Here is a 21839-nt window from a genome sequence, read left to right as displayed (position 1 = left end):
CATGCGGGCAGTGGTGTTGGAACGCATTTCGGGTCCCCCGGAGCGGTCGGTGTCGTGTTCTGCTCGGTACGACAACAACTCTGACCGGGACCACTACCGCACCACCGCCGTCCCGCTAACATCCGGCTAACACGACTGTGACCAGGGAACAGACTTCGTTTGCCGCGACAGACAAATAGATGTCACCGTCCGGCGCAGGAGCTCGTTGACCTTCACGCGAACAACCTCAGCCGGACGGGAAGGGGCAGCCGTCCCTGTGGATCTGTCCTCGGTGATCAGGCTCGGGGGTGGCCCTCATCCCAGCTTGGCCGCCCGGCCCGCAACGTCCCGATGTGGTGGGAACGGTCGACCAGGTGCGCGATGTCCACGTAGGGGTCGGCATCGAGCAACAGCGCGTCGGCAATGGATCCGACGGTGATCGTCCCCGGTGTTGTCGCCTGCTGACCGATCTTCTCGGCCGCATGCCGGGTACCGGCCGCCAGGACCGCGGGCAGCGGCAGCCCTGCCTTTGCCAGCAATCGCAGTTCTCGCAGCAGGGCGACGGGCGGCGAGGGCATCAACAGGGCCACGTCGCTGCCCGCGGTGATCTTCACTCCCGCGTCGTGCATCAGCGCCAGCGTGCGCATCGCGTAGTCGAAACGGATGCGGGAGTCCTGCGCGGAATGCCGGAGGAACTGGCGCCCGTAGATCGGGCGGCTGGTGATCCGCGGGATGTCGTCGTGCGTGGCGAAACCTTCATCGACCAACTGTCGCAAATAGCCGGTCTCGCCGTTGTGCGCGATCTGCTCCCAGGTGACCAGGGTGGGGCAGTAATAGGTGTTCGTCTCCGCCAGTAGTGCGGCGACGTCGCGGGCCTCTGCGGTACTACCGGGGTCCTCCGGTCGGAAAGCGTGCTCGATTCCGTCCGCGCCGGACGCCACCGCCTCCTCCAGGTCGATGCGTTCGTGGACATGCACGAGCACCTTCTTACCCTTCTGGTGCGCGGCCGCGACGATGGCCTTGAGGGCGTCGAGGGGCAGCTTGTCCGGAGCGCCGGGCTCGCCGTCGTAGATGCACTTGATGAAGTCGACCTGATCGGCCAGCTCCAGTGCTTGACGATAGGCGACATCGGCATTGTCGGTCTGGTAGGCGATGGGGGCACGTGCCGGATCGTCCAGGACCGGCCAGCCCGCCACACCGGTGAACACCGGCCCGGCGAAGAACAACCCGGCAGCGGCGTCGGTGGCCTTGTCGCGGTAGTCACGGGCGGCGAGCTCGGTCTCCAGTGGACCGCCGAGGTTGACCACGTTGGTCACCCCGGCACTCAGGAAGTCGGTGAGTAGCTGGGAGATGTACTTCGCCCGCTCGTTCTCGGGCTTGGAGTGGGCGTGCCCACTCAGATGCGTATGACTCTCCCACAGACCCGGCACCAGGTAGCCACCCCGCCCGTCGAGCACGGGAGTGCCACCGGTCGCCGCCCGCGCGTCGGCCGCCGGCCGGATGGCGCTGAACCGTCCGTCGGTCACCACCACTTCGGCATCGGCGATCGGGGCGGCCTCCTGCCCGCCGATGACGGTCACGTTGCGAATGATCACGAATGTCTCCTTAATTGCCAACCAACTGCATAGGATCCTATGCATCGGACTGTATAGGTACCTATGTAGTTGGTCAATAGGAGCCTATATACTCGAGGCGTGACGCACTCCAGGTTCGGCTCCGCGCCCGCCGCGTTGATCAACATCGCCTCGCGTGCGTTGTCCCGGGTCAATGACCGGCGACTGCGGCCGCTGGGGTTGACTTTCGCGCAGATGCCCGTGCTGGCGGCGCTGAGCAAGGCCGACGCACTCTCCCAGAAGGAATTGGCGGGGCTGGCCCGGATCGAGCAGCCGTCCATGGCCCAGCTGCTCGCCCGGATGGACCGCGACGGCCTCATCCGGCGCACGGCCGCCCAGCATGATCGACGGGTCAGCCTGATCTCGCTGACCGAGACTGGACTGGCGAAGCTCACACAGGTGCACTCGGTGTTGTTCGAGACCAACGATCAGGCGTTGCGAGGCTTCAGCGCCGAAGAAATCGATCTCCTTGTGGACCTGCTGAGAAGGCTTGTCGCCAACCTCGAGGAGAACCCGGCCGACAGTGCGTCGGATGCCGCGGCGACTGGTCCCGCGTCCACCGAGGATCGTGCGCCCGACCACCGGTGGTGATCGGGCGGCAAGCGAAGTCGACGAGCGCGATAGGTGGATTCGGCCCGGCCGGTGATACCCCGTTGGCGATGGCACTGACCGGCGGCACTGACCGGCGGCGACCGGTTCCGGCACGGGTGTTTTCCGCTGGGAGATCCGCGACGGCGTCCAGCAAGCCATCATGTTGCGAGGCAAGAAGAAGCCCCGCCCCACGCGATCATCCCGGCGACGCGTCCGCGTGATCGAACCGATCAAGCACCTCATCGCCCCGGCCCGACGGCCGGCACCACCACGGACCGCCGACGCCTTATGCTTCCGGGCCCGGACAGTTCGCCGACGGCAAAGACACGGGTGACCCGCCGTCCCCGAACGGCCAGGGCCCGGTCAGCGTCGCCGGCCCTGGGGGAACTGCCCGAGGTGAACCGCACGATGGACGACCACCGCCAGGCCCCGGATGTCCTCGGTGAAGGCATCGACGCGGATCCGGCGTCCGCTGTGCAGCCGGATCTCGCACGTAGAGCCCATGCCACGGGCGTCGGCGAGCGGCCGGCCGTCACCGCCGGAGGTACTCACCTGCGCGACGTCCTCCCAGGGGATCACGGTGGCGGTGCCCGCCACCCGGTGGGTGAACCCCCGCTCATGAATGTCGAAGCACTGCTCCCGGGTACGGAACGCCTGCACCAGACGCCAGATCCCCAGACCCCACCCCACCAGGCCGACCCCGAGCAGCAATCCCGCCAGCCCCGGGGCCCCCTCCGTCGTGCCCACCGACGCGATCGCCACCGGCACCCCGAAGGCCGTGCCCACAGCCCCGGCCATCAGCCAGATACCGGCCTGCCGCAGGCGTCTCGCCCCATCGGTCCGGTGCTCCCGCACGAACCTCCCCAACTGCCTGGCCGCTTCCGTACGCCTCATCGGGCCCCCTCCCGGGTCGTGAACACCTCAAACTATGCCCTGCGCCGCCGAGCGACTCACTCTTACCGCGGACGTTGTGAGGACTCCTGATGGATACCGGCCCAGAGCCGATCCACGACCGATGCCCCGTACGGCCTTCGCCACCCGTTTCCGGGACTCACCGGAGTTCCCGCCGCTCGTAGAACACACATTCCAGCAACGCGCGGTAAATTCCCGGTGCCGTACAGCTGAACGCGAATGGGAATTCGGATAGATCGGTGAACAGGGCATGGGAGTGGCACAACCCCGCGCGGAATTTCCACGTCGAAACGGGTGATCGGAAATCAGATCCACCCCCACGGAGGTCTTTCGTGTCCACCCTTGGCCCGCGTTCCCGCCGCGTCCGCCCGGTCGGCGTCGCCGCCTTACTGGCCGTCGCGGCCAGCACCGGACTCTTCGCCTGGAATGCCCAGGCCGCCACCTCGCCCGCGTCATCGCCGGTGTCGTCGGCCGCGTCGCCGGCCACCGTGACCGTCACCGACGGAGTCATGGCCTACAAGGCGGCCGACGGCCAGACCAACAAGCTCACCATCAAGCGGGTCAGCGAGACCGACACCACGCTGACCTTCGGCGTCGACGACATTGTCGAGATCAACGCCGGCACCGGCTGCACCCACCCCACCGCGGCCGACCTGACGTATGCGACCTGCACCGTGCCCGTCCCCGACCCGGACCACGGCCGCGACCAGGGCAACGTCGAACTCGGCGACGGCAACGACAGCGCCAAGATCTCCGGCGGCGATGTGAACGTCGACGGCGGGACCGGCGACGACACCATCATCGGCGCCTCCGTCGCGGTGGGCGGCGACGGCGACGACACCATCAGCCACGCCACCAACGCGAACGGCAACGCCGGCAACGACACCATCACCGACTCGTTCGCGGTGTGGGCCGGGGACGGCGACGACATCGTCACCGGCGATGACGTGGCCAACGAGATCTACGGCGGCCCCGGCGACGACCACCTCGACGGCGCCGGCAACGATGACACGATCGACGGCGAAGAGGGCAACGACACCATCAAGGGCGGACCGGGCAACGACTACCTCTTCGGCGGCCCCGGCCAGGACGACATCGACGGCGGCCCCGGCGACAACGTCATCGACCAGGACGGATCGGTCCCCGAGGGATTCTGAGGGAACCTCAAAAGACCGCAAGGCATCTCAGGGACCTGAACAACAAGACGGCCCGGGTCGACGACCCGGGCCGTTCCGCCACCGAGCGGGCAACACAACTCGCCCCCTGACCAGACCATCTGACCAGACCATCCGCCGGCCGACGGCCTCGCGGTGCGCGACGCAGGCGGCGTCCGACCTCGCCACCCAGGCCGACCACACCGGACGCCCACCGAGGCCGCCCGCATACATCAACCGCGCCACCCTGAGCGAACGCCACCCGCGCTCGCATCCGCTGGTCGCCCCGCTCCTGCACGCCGGCTCGCCGAGGCTTGTGTGGTGAAGCGGCCGGTGACCGCACGGCTGAGCGGCGTGCTCCGGTCCGTTCTCCGAAACCGACTTCAACGGTTGCACCCGCACCTACGAACACGACGCCGTCGGCCGCCTCATCCGCGAAGCCCGCAAACTCCCGAGCGGTCAAACTGGCTCTTGGACCTACACTTGGAACGCCCAAGACCAGCTCACCAAAACCACCACTCCGCTCGGCGAGGAGTGGACGTACACCTACGCCCCCTGGGGCGCCGCCTCACGAAAACCAGCCCGGACGGAACACCCCTGACCTTCACCTGGGTGTGGCCAACCTGAGCTCACGCGCTCGCAGCGACAAGCGGTGGAACATGACAAGAAGCTCGGCAGGTGAAATCAGGCGGAGGAGCAGGCTGAACGGGAGCGGCGCGAGGACGCCAAGAACCAAACTTGCGGCAAGGGATGAAGCGATGACATTGCATTCCGATGTGGCCGAGTTGCTGGCGGGGGCCGACATCGTCGAGGTGGACGTCGACGATGCCGTCGCGGACGAGCACGTCCGATCGTCCGCGTACCAACGCGTCGTCTCGGTAACCGCTTCCTCGCGGAGCCGCGACCGAGACCGCGCGATTGTGGCCACGATCCTGCGCGACCCCATCGAGATGGTGTCCAAGACGGCGGTGGTCGACCTCTTGGACAGGATTGCGATGAAGGTGACCGGTCCTGCCGAGTTCCGGCAGTGGTCGGACGAGCTACTGCCAGAGATCGACCAACTCAAGGCGGAAGGGAACCGCGAGTTCATCCGCCGCCGCATCCACGACTGGCTGTTCTACCTGTCCATCGAGAATGGTCAAATGCCGACACCGGCCGAGTTGGCGGAGGTCACGGACTGGATGCAGCGCTTCCTCGCCCAGCATTCGACATCGCCGGCGGTACTCGCCCTGGTCGCCGAGTCAGGCAGCAGAAAGAAGATCCGAAACATCGCGAAGAACCGAGCCGGAAGCCGCAAACTGAGAACGCAATGAGTCGGTAGCGGCAAGACGCCGACCGGGCGTCGACACCCCCGCAGGCCGCGCGAATCCTCGGTCACAAGACGCTGACCACCACCCAGGCATACCTCGCCGTCTTCCAGGACGACCTGGTGCGGACCTGCCGCATCTTTTTGGACCGGCGCAGGGCTGACCGGCCCCAGGAGGAGTACCGCGAGCCCTCCGACAGAACCTCCGCGAACGCACCCGCGAAGCTCGCTGCAACGGCTGGCTCGGCGAAGTCGAAGGACTCCAGGTCAGTCTCGACGCCGCCACCGCCAAGCTCAACAGCCTCAGCCGGGCGACGGGCGACGGGCGACCCCAACTGGTCGACCTCGGCATGCCCGTCTTCACCGACCCACCCGCCACTCCCACACCCTCAGAAGAGTCCCCACATGCACCCGATGCACCTGATCTCGTTCGGCTGCCCGCACCTCCCCACGGGCCCGGGCGGCAGGCCGATCCCGCCAGCCGCTGACCGTGTCGAGGGTGAGACCACCGGAGCCGGTGGCGGTCGACGGGCCTGGTCCGCGGCCCGGAATCGCGGTTGTCGACCAGATCACTCCGTTACGGTCAGGCACTCGGCGAACAGGTCGACGATGTCGTGCCAGGCTCGCTGCGCGTGCCGTGGGTGGTAGCCGACGCCGGGGACCACGGGGTGGTCGACCGGCGGGTGGTGGAAGGCGTGCAAGGCGCCGCCGTAGACCACGAGGCGCCAGTCGACGCCCGCGGCCCGCATCTCGGCGGTGAACGCGTCCCGTTGCGCGGGCGGCATGATCGGGTCTTCCGACCCGACCCCGGCCCACACCGGGCAGCGGATGCGCGCCGCCTCGCCCGGTCGGCCCGTGGTCAGTGCGTTGACTGTCGCGATCGCGCTCAGGTTGACGCCGTCGCGCCCGAGTTCCAGCGCGATTGCGCCCCCGGTGCCGTAGCCGACGGCGGCGATCCGGTCGGGGTCGGCCCGCGGCTCGGCGCGGAGCACGTCGAGCGCCGCGTGGCCGATGCCTCGCATCCGGTCGGGGTCGGCGAGCAGCGGCATGCAACGGGCCAGCATCTCCTCGGGGTCGCCCAAATAGCGCCCGCCGTGGAGGTCGAAGGCCAGCGCCACGTATCCCAGCTCGGCGAGCGCATCGGCCCGGCGGCGCTCGACGTCGCTGAGCCCCACCCCCTCGGGCCCGACCAGGACCGCGGGCCGGCGGTCGACACCGGCCGGGAGCGCGAGGTGCCCGATCATCGTCAGGCCGTCGGCCGGGTATTCGACCATGCGCGTGGTAACCGTCGTCATGCGACTGGACAGTAGTGATCGTCGAGTCCGGTCGGGCCGCTGTTCTGCCGCTGGCAGAACAGCGCGGATGTTCCTCCGAAATGCGGCGATGGCTCACGCTCCCGCTACCGGACCTCCGGCGCTTCCTGGAGGCGGAGTCCGCCGGCGAGGGCGCGACGGGCCATGGCGCGGCGCAACAGATCGTCGCCGCCCACCCGCGCCGGCTCGAAGACCGGCTCGGTCGCACCCAGCGAGCGGTTCAGGCGTTGCAAGAACTCCTCGGCCCGCAGGCCCAACGGTCGGTGAGCCTTGAGGTTCTTCCACCTCAGCGCGTCCTCGCCGTCTCCCTGGACGTTCCGCCCGGAACCGAGCTGAGCTGGTACGACGTCGCGATGCGCGACCTTGACGCGGCAGCCGGCGGGCGTCCGGTGCTCCCGCCCGGCGGCCGCTACGAGCACACGATCTTCACCGAGGGCCAGGGCCGTGCCACCGTCCATCTCCCGGCCGAGCCGCCCCTGCCGCCAGGAGTGTCCGATGCCGTGCGGGAGCTCCACCTGCCTCAGCGGACAGCCGCCGTCGCCACCCACTGCGGTCCGCACGACGACCTCGACCTCACCTACGCCGCCGTTGGCGCCTTTGCCGCCCGAAACGGCCTGCGCTCCGCTGACCTCGTCGAGGAGGTCTATCTCGTCGGACCGCGCGACACCGACCAGCCCGATCGTTGGTGCACCCTCGTGGCGTGGCTGCTCGCCTCCGAAGCGCTCAATCGTCGGCGTAGAGACAAGCAAGTCAGGCGCGGGTGGTGTGCGTCCGCCGCGCAGACGCACACCACCCTCGTGATCGGCGGGCTTGGTCAGCTGTCGGCCTCGGTCGCCCCCGTGACCGCGGAGGCGAAGTCCGGCTGCACGCCCAACTGCGCGAGCAGGGCGCTGATGCCGAAGTAGCAGTTGAACTCCTTGATCTTGCCGTCTTCGACGTACCAGAAGTCGGCGGTCGGGACACTGAGCTTCGCGCCGGTCGGCTGGATGACGCCGACGGGCGTTTCGAACGGCCCGGCGAAGGTGCCCTCGATGGTCAGCTCGACGGCCACGATGTTGCCCATCACATGGAACCGGTGGAGCTCCCGGTGGATGTCCGGCACCAGCCGGCCCATGGTCACGACCTGGTCACCCAGTTGCTCACCGCGGAAGCTCTCCCCGGCGACGACGTTGTTGAACACGCCGTCCTCGGCGAACAGGTCCTTGAATCCCTGGACGTCCAGGACGCCGCCTTCCGCCGCGTGGTACGCCGCCTCAACCACGGCTGCTGCGTGAGGGGACATCGCAGCCCTCCCTTCCATGAAGTTAATCAATCGATTGATTAGAATCATGCCGACACCCAGGGGCCCTGTCAAGCAATCATTTGAATTGTTGGGTGAGACCGTCTCCGCCCTGGTCAGCGGCCGATGGCGGGGTACCCGTGGAACGCTCCGGCCACCACGGGGATCAGCTGGCGCTCAATCTGCTCGGTGGGCATGGCGGCCAGCTCGGTGCCGATGGGTGCCAGCGCGAGCCAGTTCAGCATGCCGGCGGCGCACCGCGTCCGGAAGATGAGTTCCTGCTCCTCGACTCCGGGAAGGTTCACCATCAGCACCCGGAGGGCATCCTGGCGGGCCTGGTCGAACTTGCCGGCCAGCCGGCCCCACCCCTGGGGCGGATCGATTCCGACGCGCGCCACGGTCCGCATCACGGCCAGGTCTTGTCCGCCGGCCCCCAGCGCGCGCACCATGGGACGGGCGAACGCCTCCGCCAGCTCCTGGAGTGTCGAAGTGGCACCAAGGGATTCGACGGCCAGGATCTGCGCGTCCAGGTACCGTTCCATGGCCCGCTCGATCGCCGACTCGCACAGCCCTTTCAACGATCCGAAGTGGTAACTCACCGCGGCGACATTGGCGTCGGCGCGGTCTGTGACCTCGCGGAGCGTCAGGCCTTCCCGCCCTCTTTGCGCGAGCAGTTCCAGGGCGGCCGCCAGCAGGCCGTCCCGCGTGCGCTGACCGGCCTCTCTACGCAAATCCGTCTTTTCGCCCCGTGTCACGGCATGAACTCAAGCAGTTGCTTGAGTTCATTGTCAAGCAGCGGCGTACCCAGGTGGCCTTGCTCCCCGGAATGGCCCGGCGCAGGCCCTGGCTCGGGGGGCCGCGCCCATGAACGCCGGTCCGGCCGCCCCAAGGCGACCGGATACAGTGCCCGAGAGGGCAGCCCGGTCAGGGAGGGGAAGCGTGACCGACACCAGCAACACCCGGCCCGCCGAGGGTGAGGCACGAGCGCCGCGGCAGAGCCGACTGCGCCGCCTGATGCGCTTCATGCCCCTGATCGCCCCCGTCCTGCTGTGGGCCGTGCCCTGCTGGGTGCTCCTGGGCAGCGGCCAGCACTGGCCGCTGCCCGTCACGCTGGTCGGCACCGCCCTGTTCGCCCTCGGTCTCATCGGTATGCCGCTCGCGATGGCGCGCGGCCACGGCCGGCGCCAGCAGGACCGGGCGGCGATCATCGGCGACACCCTGCTGGGCACCAGCTGGATCCTGTTCACCTGGTCCGTTCTGCTCGGCGTCCTCCTGCGGCTCGCCCTGACCGTGGCCGGCGTCGGCGAGAGCCAGGACCGGGCCCGAATCGTCACCTGGGCCATCCTCGGCATCACCGCCGTACTGCTCGGCTGGGGGTACGCCGAGGCCCGCCGCGTGCCACGCGTGCGCCGACTCGATGTGCAACTCCCCCGGCTGGGTGCCGGGTTGGACGGCGTCCGCGTCGCCCTCATCACCGACACCCACTACGGCCCGCTCGATCGCACGCGCTGGTCGGCGCGGGTGTGCGAGACGGTGAACACTCTGGAAGCCGACCTGGTCTGCCACACCGGCGACATCGCGGACGGCACGGCCGAACGCCGCCGCGCCCAGGCCGCCCCACTCGGTACCGTGCGGGCCACCCGGGCCCGGGTATACGTCACCGGCAACCACGAGTACTACAGCGAGGCCCAGGGCTGGGTCGACCTGATGGACGAGCTGGGCTGGGAGCCGCTGCGCAACCGCCATCTGCTGCTCGAACGCGGAGGCGACACCCTCGTGGTCGCCGGCGTGGATGACGTCACCGCCGAGTCCTCCGGCCTGGCGGGCCACCGCGCCCACCTCGCCGGAGCCCTGAACGGCGCCGACCCCGACCTGCCCGTCCTGCTCCTGGCACACCAGCCCAAGTTCATCGACCGGGCGGCAGCCGCCGGCATCGACCTCCAACTCTCCGGCCACACCCACGGCGGCCAGATCTGGCCCTTCCACCACCTCGTCCGCATCGACCAGCCCGCCCTCGCCGGCCTCAGCCGCCACGGCCCCCGCACCCTCCTCTACACCAGCCGCGGCACCGGGTTCTGGGGCCCGCCGTTCCGCGTCTTCGCCCCCAGCGAGATCACCCTGCTCGTGCTCCGCTCCCCGCACCTGCCCACCTCGATATAGCACTCGGCGGGCCGACACATCCGCCTGGAGGTGTCCACGAGCCGAGGATGCGGCGGCACCCCCGGTAGTCGCTCCAACTCACGAGGCATTAACCGGCACAGGTGTCAGGCCCTCGCCACCGGCCCCTCGATGTCCTTGGCGCTCACCGTCACCGTCGACGACGCAGGCTGCCGGGCCGGCTCCAGGTGGAGGCGTTCGGTGCCCTCGATCTCCGGGGCGTGGGTGATGGTGGACCGGCAGGCGCAGTCCTGCTCGGAGAAGCCGGCGAACCGGTAGGCGATCTCCATCATCCGGTTGCGGTCGGTGCGGCGGAAGTCGGCGACCAAGTGCACGCTGGCACGGGCCGCTTGGTCGCACAGCCAGTTCAGGATGGTGGCGCCGGCGCCCCAGCTGACCACTCGACAGGATGTCGCCAGCAGCTTCAGGTGCCAGACCTCGGCCAGCTTCTCGAGCAATACGATGCCGACCGCGCCGTGTGTGCCGAACCGGTCGGACATGGTGACCACCAGCACCTCGTGGGCCGGGTCGGCGAGCAGACCGCGTAACGCGGCGTCCGAGTAGTGCACACCGGTGGCGTTCATCTGGCTGGTGCGCAGGGTCAGTTCCTCGACCCGGGTCAGCTCCTCCTCACCGGCCTTGCCGATGGTCATGACGAGTCGCAGTGAGCGCAGGAAGTCCTCGTCCGGCCCGGCGTACTCGGTGCGCGCCGTGTCCCGCTCGAAGCCGGCACGGTACATCTCCCGGCGACGGCGGGAATCCACGGTGGAGGCGGGCGGGGAGAACTCCGGCAGCTCGGGAAGGGACAGCGCCTGCCCGGCGTCGTAGGTGCGCACCTCGGGGAGGTGGTAGGTGACCTCGGCTCGCTCGGCGGGCTGGTCGTCGATGAAGGCGATGGTGCTGTGCGCGAAGTTGAGCCGTTCGGCGATCTCCCGGACGGAGTCGGACTTCGGCCCCCAGCCGATCCTGGGCAGCAGGAAGTACTCGGCCACTCCCAGCGCCTCCAGCTTGGCCCAGGCGTGGTGGTGGTCGTTCTTGCTGGCGATCGACTGGAGGATGCCCCTGCGGTCCAGCTCCTCGATGACCTCGCGCACTCCGTCGAAGAGCCTGACCTCGCCGTCCTCCAGGAGCGTCCCCTTCCACAGGGTGTTGTCGAGGTCCCACACCACGCACTTGACGATGGTGACCTGCCTGTCCACCGTGTTCTCCTCTCAGCCCGATCAGCCCGAGACCGACAGCGCGTGCTGGGCCAGCATCAGCCGGCACAACTCGTTGCTGCCCTCGATGATCTCCATCAACTTGGCGTCCCGGTACGCGCGGGCCACCACATGTCCGTCCGACGCGCCCGCCGACGCGAGGACCTGGACGGCGGTGGCCGCGGCGGCCGCCGCCTGGGTGGCACCGACGTGTTTGGCCAGCACCGCCGCGGTCACCAGGTCCGGCGACCCGTCGTCCGAGCAGCGGCTGGCGTGCTCGCACACCCGGGTGGCGGTCTGCTCGGCCACCAGCAGGTCGGCCAGGTGACCGCCGATCAGCTGGTGTTGCGCGAGCGGCCGGCCGAATTGCTCGCGGGACTTGGCGTGGCGGGAGGCCGCCGTCAGGCAGGCCCGCAGGATGCCGACACAGCCCCAGGCCACCGACATCCGGCCGTACGACAGCGCGGCGGTGACCAGCATGGTCAGCGCCGCGCCGGCACCGCCCAGGACGCGACCGCGCGGCAGCCGCACCGAGTCGAGCCGGATGCCGGCATGCCCGGCGGCCCGACAGCCCATCGGGTCGGCTACCCGCTCGACGGTGACACCGGGGGCGTCGGCGGGCACCAGCACCGCCGCGGCGCCGTCGCCATAACGGCCGAAGACGACCAGCAGGTCGGCGTAGTGCGCCGCGGTGACCCAGATCTTGCGGCCGTCCACCACTACGTCGTCGCCGTCCAGGCGGATCTCGGTGCTGATCGCGGACAGGTCGCTGCCCGCCTGGGGCTCGCTGAAGCCGACGGCGGCCAGCGTGCCGGAGGTCAGGCGCGGCAGGTAGTCGGCGCGCTGCCGGGCGCTGCCCAGCCGCTGGACGGTCCAGGCGGCCATGCCCTGCGAGGTCATGACGGACCGCAGCGAGCTGCACAGGCTGCCCACATGTGCGGTGAACCGGCCGTTGTCCAGGCTGCTCAGCCCGAGTCCGCCGTACTGTCCGGGAACCTCGCCGCACAGCAGTCCGGCCTCGCCGAGCTTCCGCAGCAGCTCGGTGGGGATCAGGCCGGCCAGGTCCCAGGCGTCGGCACGGTCCCCCACCAGCTCGCTGACCAGGGCCTCGCGGTCATTCACCGGCTGCCTGCCGCAACCGGTCGACCATCGCGACCATCGCGTTGACGGTGCGGAAGTTCCTGAGCTGAAGGTCCGGGCCGGCCACCACGATGCCGAAGGCCGACTCCAGGTGGACGACCAGCTCCATGGCGAAGAGCGAGGACAGGCCGCCGTCGGCGAACAGATCGCGGTCGGGCGTCCACGGGGTCTTGGTCCGCTCCTCCAGGAAGGACAGCAGCTGCTGTTCGACGGACGCGTTCTCCGTGCTGGTACCCATCACATCGCCCTTTCGTAGGTGTAGAAGCCGCGGCCGCTCTTACGGCCGTGGTGTCCGTCGCGGACCTTGGACAGCAGCAGTTCGCACGGTCGGCAGCCCTCGTCGCCGGTGCGCCGGTACAGCACCCACAGCGAGTCGACGAGGTTGTCGATGCCGATCAGATCGGCCGTGCGCAACGGCCCGGTGGGGTGCCCCAGGCAGCCCCGCATCAGCGCGTCGACGTCCTCGACGGAGGCCGTGCCCTCCTCCACCACCCGCACCGCGTCGTTGATCATCGGATGCAGCACCCGGCTGGTGACGAACCCGGGGGCGTCGTTCACCACGATGACCTTGCGCCGCATCCGGTCCAGCAGCTCCCGGGTGGCACGCAGCGCGGCCTCGCCGGTGCGCGGGCCGCGGATCAGCTCGACGGTCGGGATCAGGTACGACGGGTTCATGAAATGGGTGCCGAGCAGGTCCTCGGGCCGGCTGACCGCGCCCGCCAGTTCGTCGATCGGGATCGAGGAGGTGTTGGAGATCAGCGGGGTGCCGGGCGCGACCGCCGGGGTCACCTCGGCCAGCACCTTGGCTTTCAGCTCGGCGTCCTCGGTGATGGCCTCGATCACCGCGGCCGGGCCGGCCGCCCAGTCCACCTCGGCCGGGGCGGTGACCTCGGTCAGCTCCCCGGTGGTGACGTCCTTCGGCAGCGCACCCATCATCTGCGCCATCCGCAGGCCCTCCCGAATCCGGCCGCGGGCCACGGGCAGCACGCCCTCCGCGGTGTCCACCAGGGTGACCGGCACCCCGTGGGCGAGGGCCAGCGTGGTGATGCCGACGCCCATCACACCGGCGCCGAGCACCACCAGCGCCCGGTCCTGCGGCTCATGAGCTGCTGACGTCACATGTCCTCCCGAACGTTCACTTCCGTGGGGCCGGCGGCCCGGCGGCGGGCCGGCCGGGCGGCGGGGCCGAGCCGCCACGGCCGCCACGGCCGCCGGGGCGGTGCGGCCGGGCGGCGGGGCGGGCCGGCAAGGGGGTTGGGGTGGTGCGGTGGATCAGACGGCGGTGCGGCGGACCAGCGTGATGCCGTCGGCGGCCGGCAGCAGCGACAGCTCGACGCGGTCGTCGGTGAACAGCCTGGCGTTCAGCTCCCGCACCGCGACGGTGTCGGGGTCCTGCGCGGTGGGGTCGATGACCCGGCCGAAGAACAGCGTGTTGTCGATGACCACGAGCCCGCCCGGCCGTACCAGCCGCAGCGCCTGCTCGTAGTAGGCCGGGTAGTTCGCCTTGTCGGCATCGACGAAGACCAGGTCGAAGGAGTCCGGCCCGAAGCCGGCGTCGGCCAGCAGCGCGTCCAGGGTCTCGGTGGCCCGGCCGACGCGTACCTCGATGCGGTCGGCGACACCCGCGCGCTTCCAGTACTCACGGCCGACGGACGGCCACTTGTCGGTGACGTCGCACGTCACGATCCGACCGTCGAGCGGCAGCGCGCGGGCCATGCACAGCGTGCTGTACCCGGTGTAGGTGCCGATCTCCAGGACGGTCCTCGCCTGTGTGAGCGAGACCAGCAGGGCGAGCAGCTGGCCCTCCTCCGCGGCCACCGGGAGCGTTGTGCCGCCCGGCAGCCCGGCGGTCTCCTCGCGGAGGCCGCGCAGGATCTCGTCGTCACGCAGCGAGACCGAGGTGATGTAGTCCAGCAGCTCCGCGGACGTGCTCACTTGGTTCGCCATGGCCCCCATGGTGGGAGAGCACGCCGCGGCGCGGCGGGGCCGGTGCCGTTTCTAGGGGGGTTTAGGGGGCCGGATTCGCGTCGGCGACCGACTCCTTCTCCGGCTTCGACTCCAGCGTGCCGGCCGCCTCGCTGTCGCGGACCCGCAGGGTCAGCAGCAGCGCTGCGATCGCGAGTCCGCTGGTGATGACGAAGCCCAGCTGGTACGTGGACAGGTCCGGCGCGCCGGCGTCGGTGGTGGTGCCCAGGCCGGCCAGGACGGTGCTGAGCAGGCTGACGCCGAGCGCCGCGCCGGTCTGGGTGGCCGTGCTGAACAGCGAGGAGGCGACCCCGACCTGCTGCGGCGTCAGGGTGGCGAACGACGTGGTCTGCGCGGCGTTGTAGGCGATGGCGCTCACCGCGCCGGTGTAGAGCATGATCAGCCACACCAGCCACCGCTGGGTGCCGCCGTCGATCAACGCCATCAGCGCCAGGCCCACGAACGAGGCGGTCAGCGACACCAGCAGGTGCCTGCGCGGACCGAGCCGGTGGTACATCTTCACCGCGACCTGTGCCCCGGCGATGGCTCCGATGGCGGCGGGGCCGATATCGATGCCGACGCGCAGGGCCGAGCGGCCGAACACCTCCTGGTACAGCAGCGGGAACACGAAGTTGTACGCGGCGTTGAACGCGGTGATCATCAAGATGATGCCGGAGCTGATCCGGAAGATGTGGTTGCCGAACACCCGCAGGTCCAACAGGGGGTGAGCGGCCCGCAATTCGGTGAAGACCAGGAGGCCCAGCAGCACCACGCCGCCGCTGACGCAGCCGAGCACCAGCGCCGAGGTCCAGCCTTCGGTCACGCTCTTGTTCAGCCCGTACATCAGCAGGGTGAGCCCGCCGGCCGAGTAGACGAAGCCAAGGACGTCGAACGGGTTGCGTGCCCGCTTCCCGTCGTCGTCCAGGAACAACACGGCGAACAGCGTCGCGGCGACGCCGATGGGCAGGTTGATGTAGAAGATCCAGCGCCAGGAGAGCGAGTCGGCGATGAACCCGCCGAGCACCGATCCGATCAGCGGGGCGGCGGCGATCGGGATGGTCATGACCCGGCTGGCCTTGATCCGCTCCTCCGGCGGGAAGGTGCGCATCAGCATCGCCATCACCACCGGCCCGAACAGGCCGCCGCTGAGGCCCTGGAGGAGCCGGAAGAGCATCAGTGCCGAAAGATTCTGGGACGCCGCGCACGCGACGGAGGCGGCCGTGAAGACGACCAGGCCCAGCACGAACACCCGCTTGGTGCCCCATCGGTCGCCGCACCAGTTCGCCGCGGGGATGCCGATGACCAGGCCCAACAGGTAACTGACCACGACGACACCGGCGCTGATCGTGTCGACGTGGTAGTCCCGGCTGATCGCCGGCAGTGCCACGGTCACGATCGTCATATCGAGCATGCGCACGAACATGGAGACGGTGAACATCACGCTGACTGATAATTTCGGATTAAGTCGTGGCGCTTTCATCTCTTCCTCCGGATCAGGGCACGGTGCACGGTGCATACATTCCCATCATCCGCTCATCGTGGTCAAGGCCAACAATATGGCGCTGACCTGCGGAAACGCCCGCCACCCGGAGGTTGTGGGACAAGAAATTACCGCCCGATGGACGGACGGTGGAAAACTCCGAATTCCCGGCCCGACCGGGCCCGCTCTACGCTCGCGACTGCCGAGCCGTCAGCCGAAGATCGTGCGGCCGAACCGGGTAGGGCGCCGCACCCGCTGAGAGCGAGAAAAAGTGGCCATTATTATTTCTCATTCCGCCCTGATCAACGATTCCACGACGGACAGCCAGGACGGAATCAGCTACGACGCACTGTGGGAGACCCTCCTCCGTAAGGCGGAGTACCCGATCGACTACGTGGCACAGATCAGTGAGTGCCGCATCGTCGAGCGGTATCCTGACGGTTTCCTGCGGGAAGCGGTCTTCTTCGGCAAGGACACCGTGCGGGAACGCGTCACGCCGCGCCGCGACCGGTGGCGCATCGACTTCGAGGTGTTGGACGACCCACGCTTCACCGCGGTCATCAACGAACTCGACCAGGACCCCGAGGGCCGTTTCCGCTACACCGTCTCGGTGGTGTTGTCGGAGCGTTCCGCGAAGCGCATCACCGAGGTCGAGGGACTGCTCGCGGAGACCGACGCGGGTGTGCTGGAGACGGCCCGTCAGACCGCGGAGACGCTGCGCAAGGTCACACTGGACACCACCGCGGCCTGAATTGCCGCTCATGCCGCGTCGCGGCCGGACCGCGACATTCCGGCGCCCCGGACGATATTCCGGGGCGCCGGTCGGCATTGCGCGGGCGCCGGGCGCGCCCGACCGTCCTACATGACCACGCCCTCGATCTCCACCAGCAGATCAGAGCGGCAGACGTCCACCGTCAGATACGCGATGTCGGCGTCCGGTGAGAATGCCTCCTGGCACATCTCGCGCACCGCGGGCACGTCCTCGGGCCTGCGGACGTACACCTTGATATTGCGCAGCGCCGTCAGCCCGTGGCCGGCGGATATGCCGTGCGCGGCCAGGTTCCCGCCGCTGATGACGAGTTCGATGTTCTCCAACGCCAGTCGGCACTGCTTGACGAGGTCGCCCTCGTGCGCCGTCTCATGGCCGAGCACACTGGCGGTGCCGGACACGAAGACCTGGCCGCCGGCCCCGTCCACAGCCCTGGACGGCAGGTAGGTGGCGCGGGCGAAGCGCGGTGCACGCGGGCCGTACCGCTTCGGGTAGTGGTAGGCCGGCACCTGCCGGGGGTTCTCGATGTGCACGTGTCCGCCGGACCGGCAGGCCAGCAGGTAGAAGGCGATGCCGCCACCCCGGGAGCCGATCCCGGTGGCCGCCGGGAACTGGTCGAACTCCAGCCGGCACTGCTCGAACGCCTCGGCCCGGCCGCGGCAGAAGTCGCGGTAGACCTCCATGCCCTCCGCGTTGTCGCGGTTGATGTCACCGATGAAGTTCCACATACGGAACACGCTGGAGTAGCCGAATTCCTCCAGCAGCTCGAACATCGTTACGTACGCTGCTCTGGTGGCTTCCGTGTACCGTCCGGTGGGCGGTACACGACCGGCGCAGAAGAAGTACTCGCCGTCGTGCGCGTAGGTGATTCCGTCACGTTCGCCGTGCTCCGCTTCGGCGTCCGTCACCCATACCTCGGCGAAGGGCTCCGCGGTCGGGGCGAGCATGTTGATGTCGAGTTCGGGATATCCGTGGTCGAGGGTCGGGTATTCGCATACGGACGTGTAGTTGACGATCCCGAGGATCTTTCTACCGGCCGGGGGTACTCCCCTGGCGTGCCCGTTTTCGAAGTACGACGTCAACCCATTCCGGACAAGCGATGACGGGTTCAATGTGGCTCCGCGTTCTCTCTTCGGGTTGCTTTCTGTTGGCCCCGGGAACGATGCGCCGGAGCCGTTCTTGCGGCCCACCAAAAAAGCTACACTGCGCCCCGACCAGGCTGCGGTGGCGACCGGTGAGTACACGAAAATAGTGACCACTAGGGGGCGGCTAGGGGGGTGTTACGGACCCTCGCTTGGTTAATGTGCCGACTGCTGGCCGCTTTTACGGACACGGCCTTTGGAATAACCCGGGAATTGACGCCCGCGGGTCGGCGGGCACCGTCAGCGGAACGCCGACCGAGCGGGACGACCGGTACGACCGAGAGGTGTGGTGGCATGCTCCGTCGCGAGCTGATCCGGCCGTTGCCCGAGCTGCTGAAGGCACACGCGGCCCGCAGGGGAACCCAGACCGCGTTCGCCGACTCGCGGCGTGGCGTCAGTTACGCCCAGCTGGAAGCCCGTACCCGCCGGCTGGCCGGACATCTCGCGCAGCTGCGGCTGCTGCCCGGCGACCGGGCCGCCATCTACCTGGGCAACTGCGTCGAGACCATCGAGAGCTACCTGGCCATCGTGCGCGCCAGCGCGATCGGCGTGCCCATCAACCCGCACTCCTCCACCGCCGAGCTCGCCTATCTGCTCGACGACAGCGCGGCCCGGGTCATCGTCACCGACCACACCCGGCTGCCTCAGGTGCGCCGGCTCCAGGCCGAACGGCCGCATCTGACCGTGGTGGTGACCGGCGACGAGGAGAGCGGTGCGGTGCCGTTCGACGCGCTCGCCGAGACCGAACCGCAGCAGCCCGCCCGCGACGACCTCGGACTGGACGACATCGCCTGGATGCTCTACACCTCCGGCACCACCGGCCGGCCCAAGGGCGTGCTGTCCACCCAGCGCAGCTGCCTGTGGTCGGTGGCCGCCTCGTCCACCGGTGTGCTGGGGCTTTCCGAGACCGACCGGGTGCTCTGGCCGGTGCCGCTGTTCCACAGTCTGGCGCACATCTACTGCGTCCTCAGCGTGACCGCGGTCGGCGCGACGGCACGGATCACCGAGGCGTTCGACGCCGAGGAACTGCTGCACACGCTGCGCGCCGAGGAGTTCACCTTCCTGGCCGGTGTGCCGACCATGTACCACTACCTGCTGGACGCCGCCCGGGATGGCGACCTGTCGCTGCCGAACCTGCGGGTGTGCCTGTCGGCCGGCGCGATCAGCACCACGACCCTGCGCGCGGAGTTCCAGGAGACCTTCGGCGTTCCCCTGCTCGACTGCTACGGCAGCACCGAGACATGCGGCCTGATCACCGCCAACTGGCCGAACGGAACCCAGGTCGAGGGCTCCTGCGGACTGCCGGTGCCCGGCCTGACCGTGCGGATCGTCGACCCGGAGACCCACGAGAGTGTCGAGACCGGCGAGGAGGGCGAGATCTGGGTCGGTGGGCCCAGCCTGATGGTCGGCTACTACAACCAGCCGGAGGCGACCGAGGCGGCGCTGCCCCGCGGCTGGTACCGCACCGGCGACCTCGGCCGCCGCGACGACCTCGGCTACCACACCATCACCGGCCGGCTCAGCGAGCTGATCATCCGCAGCGGAGAGAACATCCACCCGACCGAGGTCGAGCAGGTGCTGCTGCGAGTGCCAGGCGTGGCCGACGCGGCGGTCGTCGGCTCGGCCCACCCCGCCCTCGGCGAGGTGCCGGTCGCTTTCCTCGTGCCGGCCGCGGACGGCTTCGACCCGGACGAGGTGTTCGCCGCCTGCCGCGAGCACCTGGCGTACTTCAAGGTGCCGGAGGAGCTGTACGAGATCGGTTCCATACCGCGCACCGGGTCCGGGAAGATCAAGCGGCACGCGCTGGCGCAGAGCCCGGCCCGGCTGCGGGCGGTGAGCGCCGGGTCGTTCGAGTCGCTGTTCCGCGTGGAGTGGACGGCGCTGTCGACGGAGGCCGGGCCGGGGGATGGGACGGAGGACAGGCTGGGGGACGGGACGGGGGACAGGCCGGGGGACGGGCCGGAGGCCGGGCCAGGGGACAGGCTGGGGGACGGGACGGGGGCCGGGCCGGGGGACAGGCTCGGGGACGGCGACCAGGCGACGTCCGCGCACCGGGCCGGTGGCGGCGAGGCGACGGCGGACCTCGAAGCGCCCTGGTCGGCCGTCGTGGACCTCCCGTGCGGATCCCTCGACGATGTGCTGCGCGCGGTGCGGGCCGGGCTGGCCGACCAGTCCGGCCGGGTGGCGGTGCTGACCCACGGCGTGGGCCACGACCCGGCGCAGGCCGCGGCCTGGGGGCTGGTGGAGTCGATGCGGGCGGACGCGCCGCACGACGCGCCGGTGCTGGTGGACGCCGACGGCGGCGAGGCGACCGCCGCGCTGTCGGCCGTCCTGGCGTCCGGGCGGCCGCGGGCGCTGGTGCGCGACGGCCAGGTGCTGGTCCCCCGGCTGGCACGGGCGGGGAGCGGGCAGCGGGTGAGCCGGCCGGACCCGGACGGCACCGTACTGGTCTCCGGCGCGGACCAGGAGCAGGCCGCCGAGCTCGCCGGGCACCTGGTCGCCGCGTACGGCATACGGCATGTGCGGCTGCTCGCCCGCACGGCCGTACCGGAGTTGGTCGCGCGCCTGACCGAGCTGGGTGCGTCCGTGACTCAGACGGTCCGCGCGCCCGGCGACCGGGCATCGCTGGCGGAGGCGTTCCGGACGGCCGGGCCGCCGGTCACGGCCGTGCTGCAGGTGGCCGGTCCGGAGACGCTGCCGACCACGCTCGCCGGCGAGGTCGAACTCGGCCCGCTCCAGGACGCGCTGGCCCTGGACGAGCTCACCCGGGAAGCGCCCCCGTCACTGTTCGTGCTCTCCGCACCGATCGACAACGGCCCGGCGCACGCGGTCTTCCAGGCGGTGGCCGGCCGTCGGCACGCCGGAGGGCTGCCCGCGCTGGCCCTCGGCTGGGGACCACGCGAGGAGCTGACGTCTCGGGAGAGGCTCGCCCTGTTCGACGCGGCGACCACGGTGGACGACGCGTCGGTGCTGGCGATACGGCACGAACTGGCCGCATCGGCTGTCGACACCGGCGCCGCCGGACGGCTGGCCCGGCTCCCCGAGACGGAGCGCGACCGTGCCCTGCTCGACCTGGTGCTGTCCGAGGTCGGCGTGATCACCGGCGGCCGGCCGGTACACGGCCGGCAGTCGTTCCGCGACATCGGCATGACGTCCACCAGCGCCGTGGAGCTGCGCGGCCGACTGGCGGCGGCGACCGGTCTGGCGCTACCCGCCACACTCGCCTTCGACTACCCCAACCCCGACGCCCTGGCGGCCTACCTCGGCGGCCGCCTGTTCGGCGACACATCCGCGGCGGGCCCCGACACGGAGCCGGCGGACCCCGCCGCTCCCTCCGGTGAGCCGATCGCGATCGTCGGGATGGCCTGCCGGCTGCCGGGCGGCGTGACCTCACCCGAGGAGCTGTGGGAACTGCTGTCCTCAGGCGGCGACGGCATCTCCGGCTTCCCGACCGATCGTGGCTGGGACCTGGACCACCTCTACGACCCCGACCCGGACCACCCCGGCACCTCCTACGTCCGCGAGGGCGGCTTCCTCCACGACGCCGGCGACTTCGACGCCGCCCTGTTCGGCATCTCGCCCCGCGAGGCGCTGGCCATGGACCCGCAGCAGCGACTGCTGCTGGAGACCACCTGGGAGGTGCTGGAACGCGCCGGCATCGACCCCACCTCACTCCGCGGCAGCCGCACCGGCGTCTTCGCCGGCGTCATGTACCACGACTACATCTCGCGCCTGCGCACGGTGCCGCCGGAGCTGGAGGGCTATCTGAGCAGTGGTGGCTCGGGGAGCGTGGTGTCGGGCCGGGTGTCGTACACGTTCGGGTTCGAGGGCCCGGCCGTGTCC

19 protein-coding genes are annotated in these 21839 nt (G+C 69.8%); 7 read left to right on the top strand and 12 right to left on the bottom strand.

Annotated elements, in window-relative coordinates; genetic code table 11:
* Positions 1–275: 275 nt before the first annotated feature.
* Positions 276–1574, bottom strand: a complete 1299-nt coding sequence (locus JK364_RS52750) for an amidohydrolase family protein (protein WP_201858614.1) — start codon at positions 1572–1574, stop codon at positions 276–278.
* 99 nt (positions 1575–1673) lie between these two features.
* Between JK364_RS52750 and JK364_RS52745 the strand changes: the two genes are divergently transcribed.
* Positions 1674–2183, top strand: a complete 510-nt coding sequence (locus JK364_RS52745) for a MarR family winged helix-turn-helix transcriptional regulator (RefSeq protein WP_201858613.1) — start codon at positions 1674–1676, stop codon at positions 2181–2183.
* A 363-nt stretch (positions 2184–2546) separates the two neighbouring features.
* On the opposite strand, the gene JK364_RS52740 is transcribed toward JK364_RS52745, so the two are convergent.
* A complete protein-coding gene (locus tag JK364_RS52740; RefSeq protein ID WP_201858612.1) occupies positions 2547–3077 on the bottom strand; it encodes a hypothetical protein in 531 nt (176 codons plus the stop codon).
* 350 nt (positions 3078–3427) lie between these two features.
* On the opposite strand from JK364_RS52740, the gene JK364_RS52735 reads away from it, so the two are divergent.
* Positions 3428–4252: a calcium-binding protein gene (locus tag JK364_RS52735; RefSeq protein ID WP_201858611.1), complete on the top strand. Its 825-nt coding sequence runs from the start codon at positions 3428–3430 to the stop codon at positions 4250–4252.
* Between the two features lie 755 nt (positions 4253–5007).
* Positions 5008–5562, top strand: a complete 555-nt coding sequence (locus JK364_RS52725) for a hypothetical protein (protein WP_201858610.1) — start codon at positions 5008–5010, stop codon at positions 5560–5562.
* A gap of 562 nt (positions 5563–6124) precedes the next feature.
* Here the strand turns inward: JK364_RS52725 and JK364_RS52720 are convergent.
* On the bottom strand, positions 6125–6850 hold the full coding sequence (locus tag JK364_RS52720; RefSeq protein WP_201858609.1) for a dienelactone hydrolase family protein: 726 nt from the start codon (positions 6848–6850) through the stop codon (positions 6125–6127).
* Positions 6851–6930: 80 nt separating this feature from the next.
* Here JK364_RS52720 and JK364_RS52715 point away from each other — a divergent pair, with 80 nt between their 5' ends.
* Positions 6931–7773, top strand: a complete 843-nt coding sequence (locus JK364_RS52715) for a GyrI-like domain-containing protein (RefSeq protein ID WP_201858616.1) — start codon at positions 6931–6933, stop codon at positions 7771–7773.
* Here JK364_RS52715 and JK364_RS52710 read toward each other — a convergent pair.
* Positions 7683–8150 (bottom strand): ester cyclase, encoded by a 468-nt coding sequence (locus tag JK364_RS52710; protein ID WP_230993897.1) that lies wholly within the window; start codon positions 8148–8150, stop codon positions 7683–7685. The two genes, JK364_RS52715 and JK364_RS52710, sit on opposite strands and share 91 nt — an antisense overlap.
* 113 nt (positions 8151–8263) lie before the next feature.
* Complete coding sequence (locus tag JK364_RS52705; protein WP_201858608.1) at positions 8264–8902, bottom strand: TetR family transcriptional regulator; 639 nt, start codon at positions 8900–8902, stop codon at positions 8264–8266.
* 184 nt (positions 8903–9086) lie between these two features.
* On the opposite strand from JK364_RS52705, the gene JK364_RS52700 reads away from it, so the two are divergent.
* Entirely contained in the window at positions 9087–10307 is a 1221-nt protein-coding gene (locus JK364_RS52700; protein WP_201858607.1) for a metallophosphoesterase, read from the top strand.
* A 104-nt stretch (positions 10308–10411) separates the two neighbouring features.
* Here the strand turns inward: JK364_RS52700 and JK364_RS52695 are convergent, their stop codons facing one another.
* From JK364_RS52695 to JK364_RS52670, 6 genes are all read right to left on the bottom strand, one after another.
* Positions 10412–11503: an HAD-IIIC family phosphatase gene (locus JK364_RS52695; protein ID WP_201858606.1), complete on the bottom strand. Its 1092-nt coding sequence runs from the start codon at positions 11501–11503 to the stop codon at positions 10412–10414.
* 21 nt (positions 11504–11524) lie between these two features.
* Positions 11525–12622, bottom strand: coding sequence for an acyl-CoA dehydrogenase family protein (locus JK364_RS52690; RefSeq protein WP_201858605.1), 1098 nt, complete (start codon positions 12620–12622; stop codon positions 11525–11527).
* Positions 12615–12878, bottom strand: a complete 264-nt coding sequence (locus JK364_RS52685; RefSeq protein WP_201858604.1) for an acyl carrier protein — start codon at positions 12876–12878, stop codon at positions 12615–12617. Before JK364_RS52685 ends, JK364_RS52690 begins: the two co-directional genes overlap by 8 nt.
* Complete coding sequence (locus JK364_RS52680; RefSeq protein WP_201858603.1) at positions 12878–13759, bottom strand: 3-hydroxyacyl-CoA dehydrogenase family protein; 882 nt, start codon at positions 13757–13759, stop codon at positions 12878–12880. Before JK364_RS52680 ends, JK364_RS52685 begins: the two co-directional genes overlap by 1 nt.
* Before the next feature lie 153 nt (positions 13760–13912).
* On the bottom strand, positions 13913–14587 hold the full coding sequence (locus JK364_RS52675) for an O-methyltransferase (protein ID WP_201858602.1): 675 nt from the start codon (positions 14585–14587) through the stop codon (positions 13913–13915).
* Between the two features lie 61 nt (positions 14588–14648).
* Entirely contained in the window at positions 14649–16085 is a 1437-nt protein-coding gene (locus JK364_RS52670) for a DHA2 family efflux MFS transporter permease subunit (RefSeq protein ID WP_201858601.1), read from the bottom strand.
* A 271-nt stretch (positions 16086–16356) separates the two neighbouring features.
* Between JK364_RS52670 and JK364_RS52665 the strand changes: the two genes are divergently transcribed.
* Positions 16357–16836 carry an AtaL-like protein gene (locus tag JK364_RS52665; protein ID WP_201858600.1) on the top strand — a complete coding sequence of 160 codons (480 nt, stop codon included), beginning with the start codon at positions 16357–16359 and terminating at the stop codon, positions 16834–16836.
* A gap of 107 nt (positions 16837–16943) precedes the next feature.
* Here the strand turns inward: JK364_RS52665 and JK364_RS52660 are convergent, their stop codons facing one another.
* Positions 16944–17936 carry an FkbO/Hyg5 family chorismatase gene (locus JK364_RS52660; RefSeq protein ID WP_201858599.1) on the bottom strand — a complete coding sequence of 331 codons (993 nt, stop codon included), beginning with the start codon at positions 17934–17936 and terminating at the stop codon, positions 16944–16946.
* 354 nt (positions 17937–18290) lie between these two features.
* Here JK364_RS52660 and JK364_RS56600 point away from each other — a divergent pair.
* The coding region (locus JK364_RS56600) for an AMP-binding protein (RefSeq protein ID WP_230993896.1) at positions 18291–21839 on the top strand (3549 nt) is incomplete at its 3' end.

Source organism: Streptomyces endocoffeicus (assembly GCF_016741935.1).
In the GTDB taxonomy this organism is placed as follows: Bacteria; Actinomycetota; Actinomycetes; order Streptomycetales; family Streptomycetaceae; genus Streptomyces; species Streptomyces endocoffeicus.
Note: the sequence above shows the minus strand (reverse complement) of the source record. Positions and strands in the feature narration are given on the sequence as shown.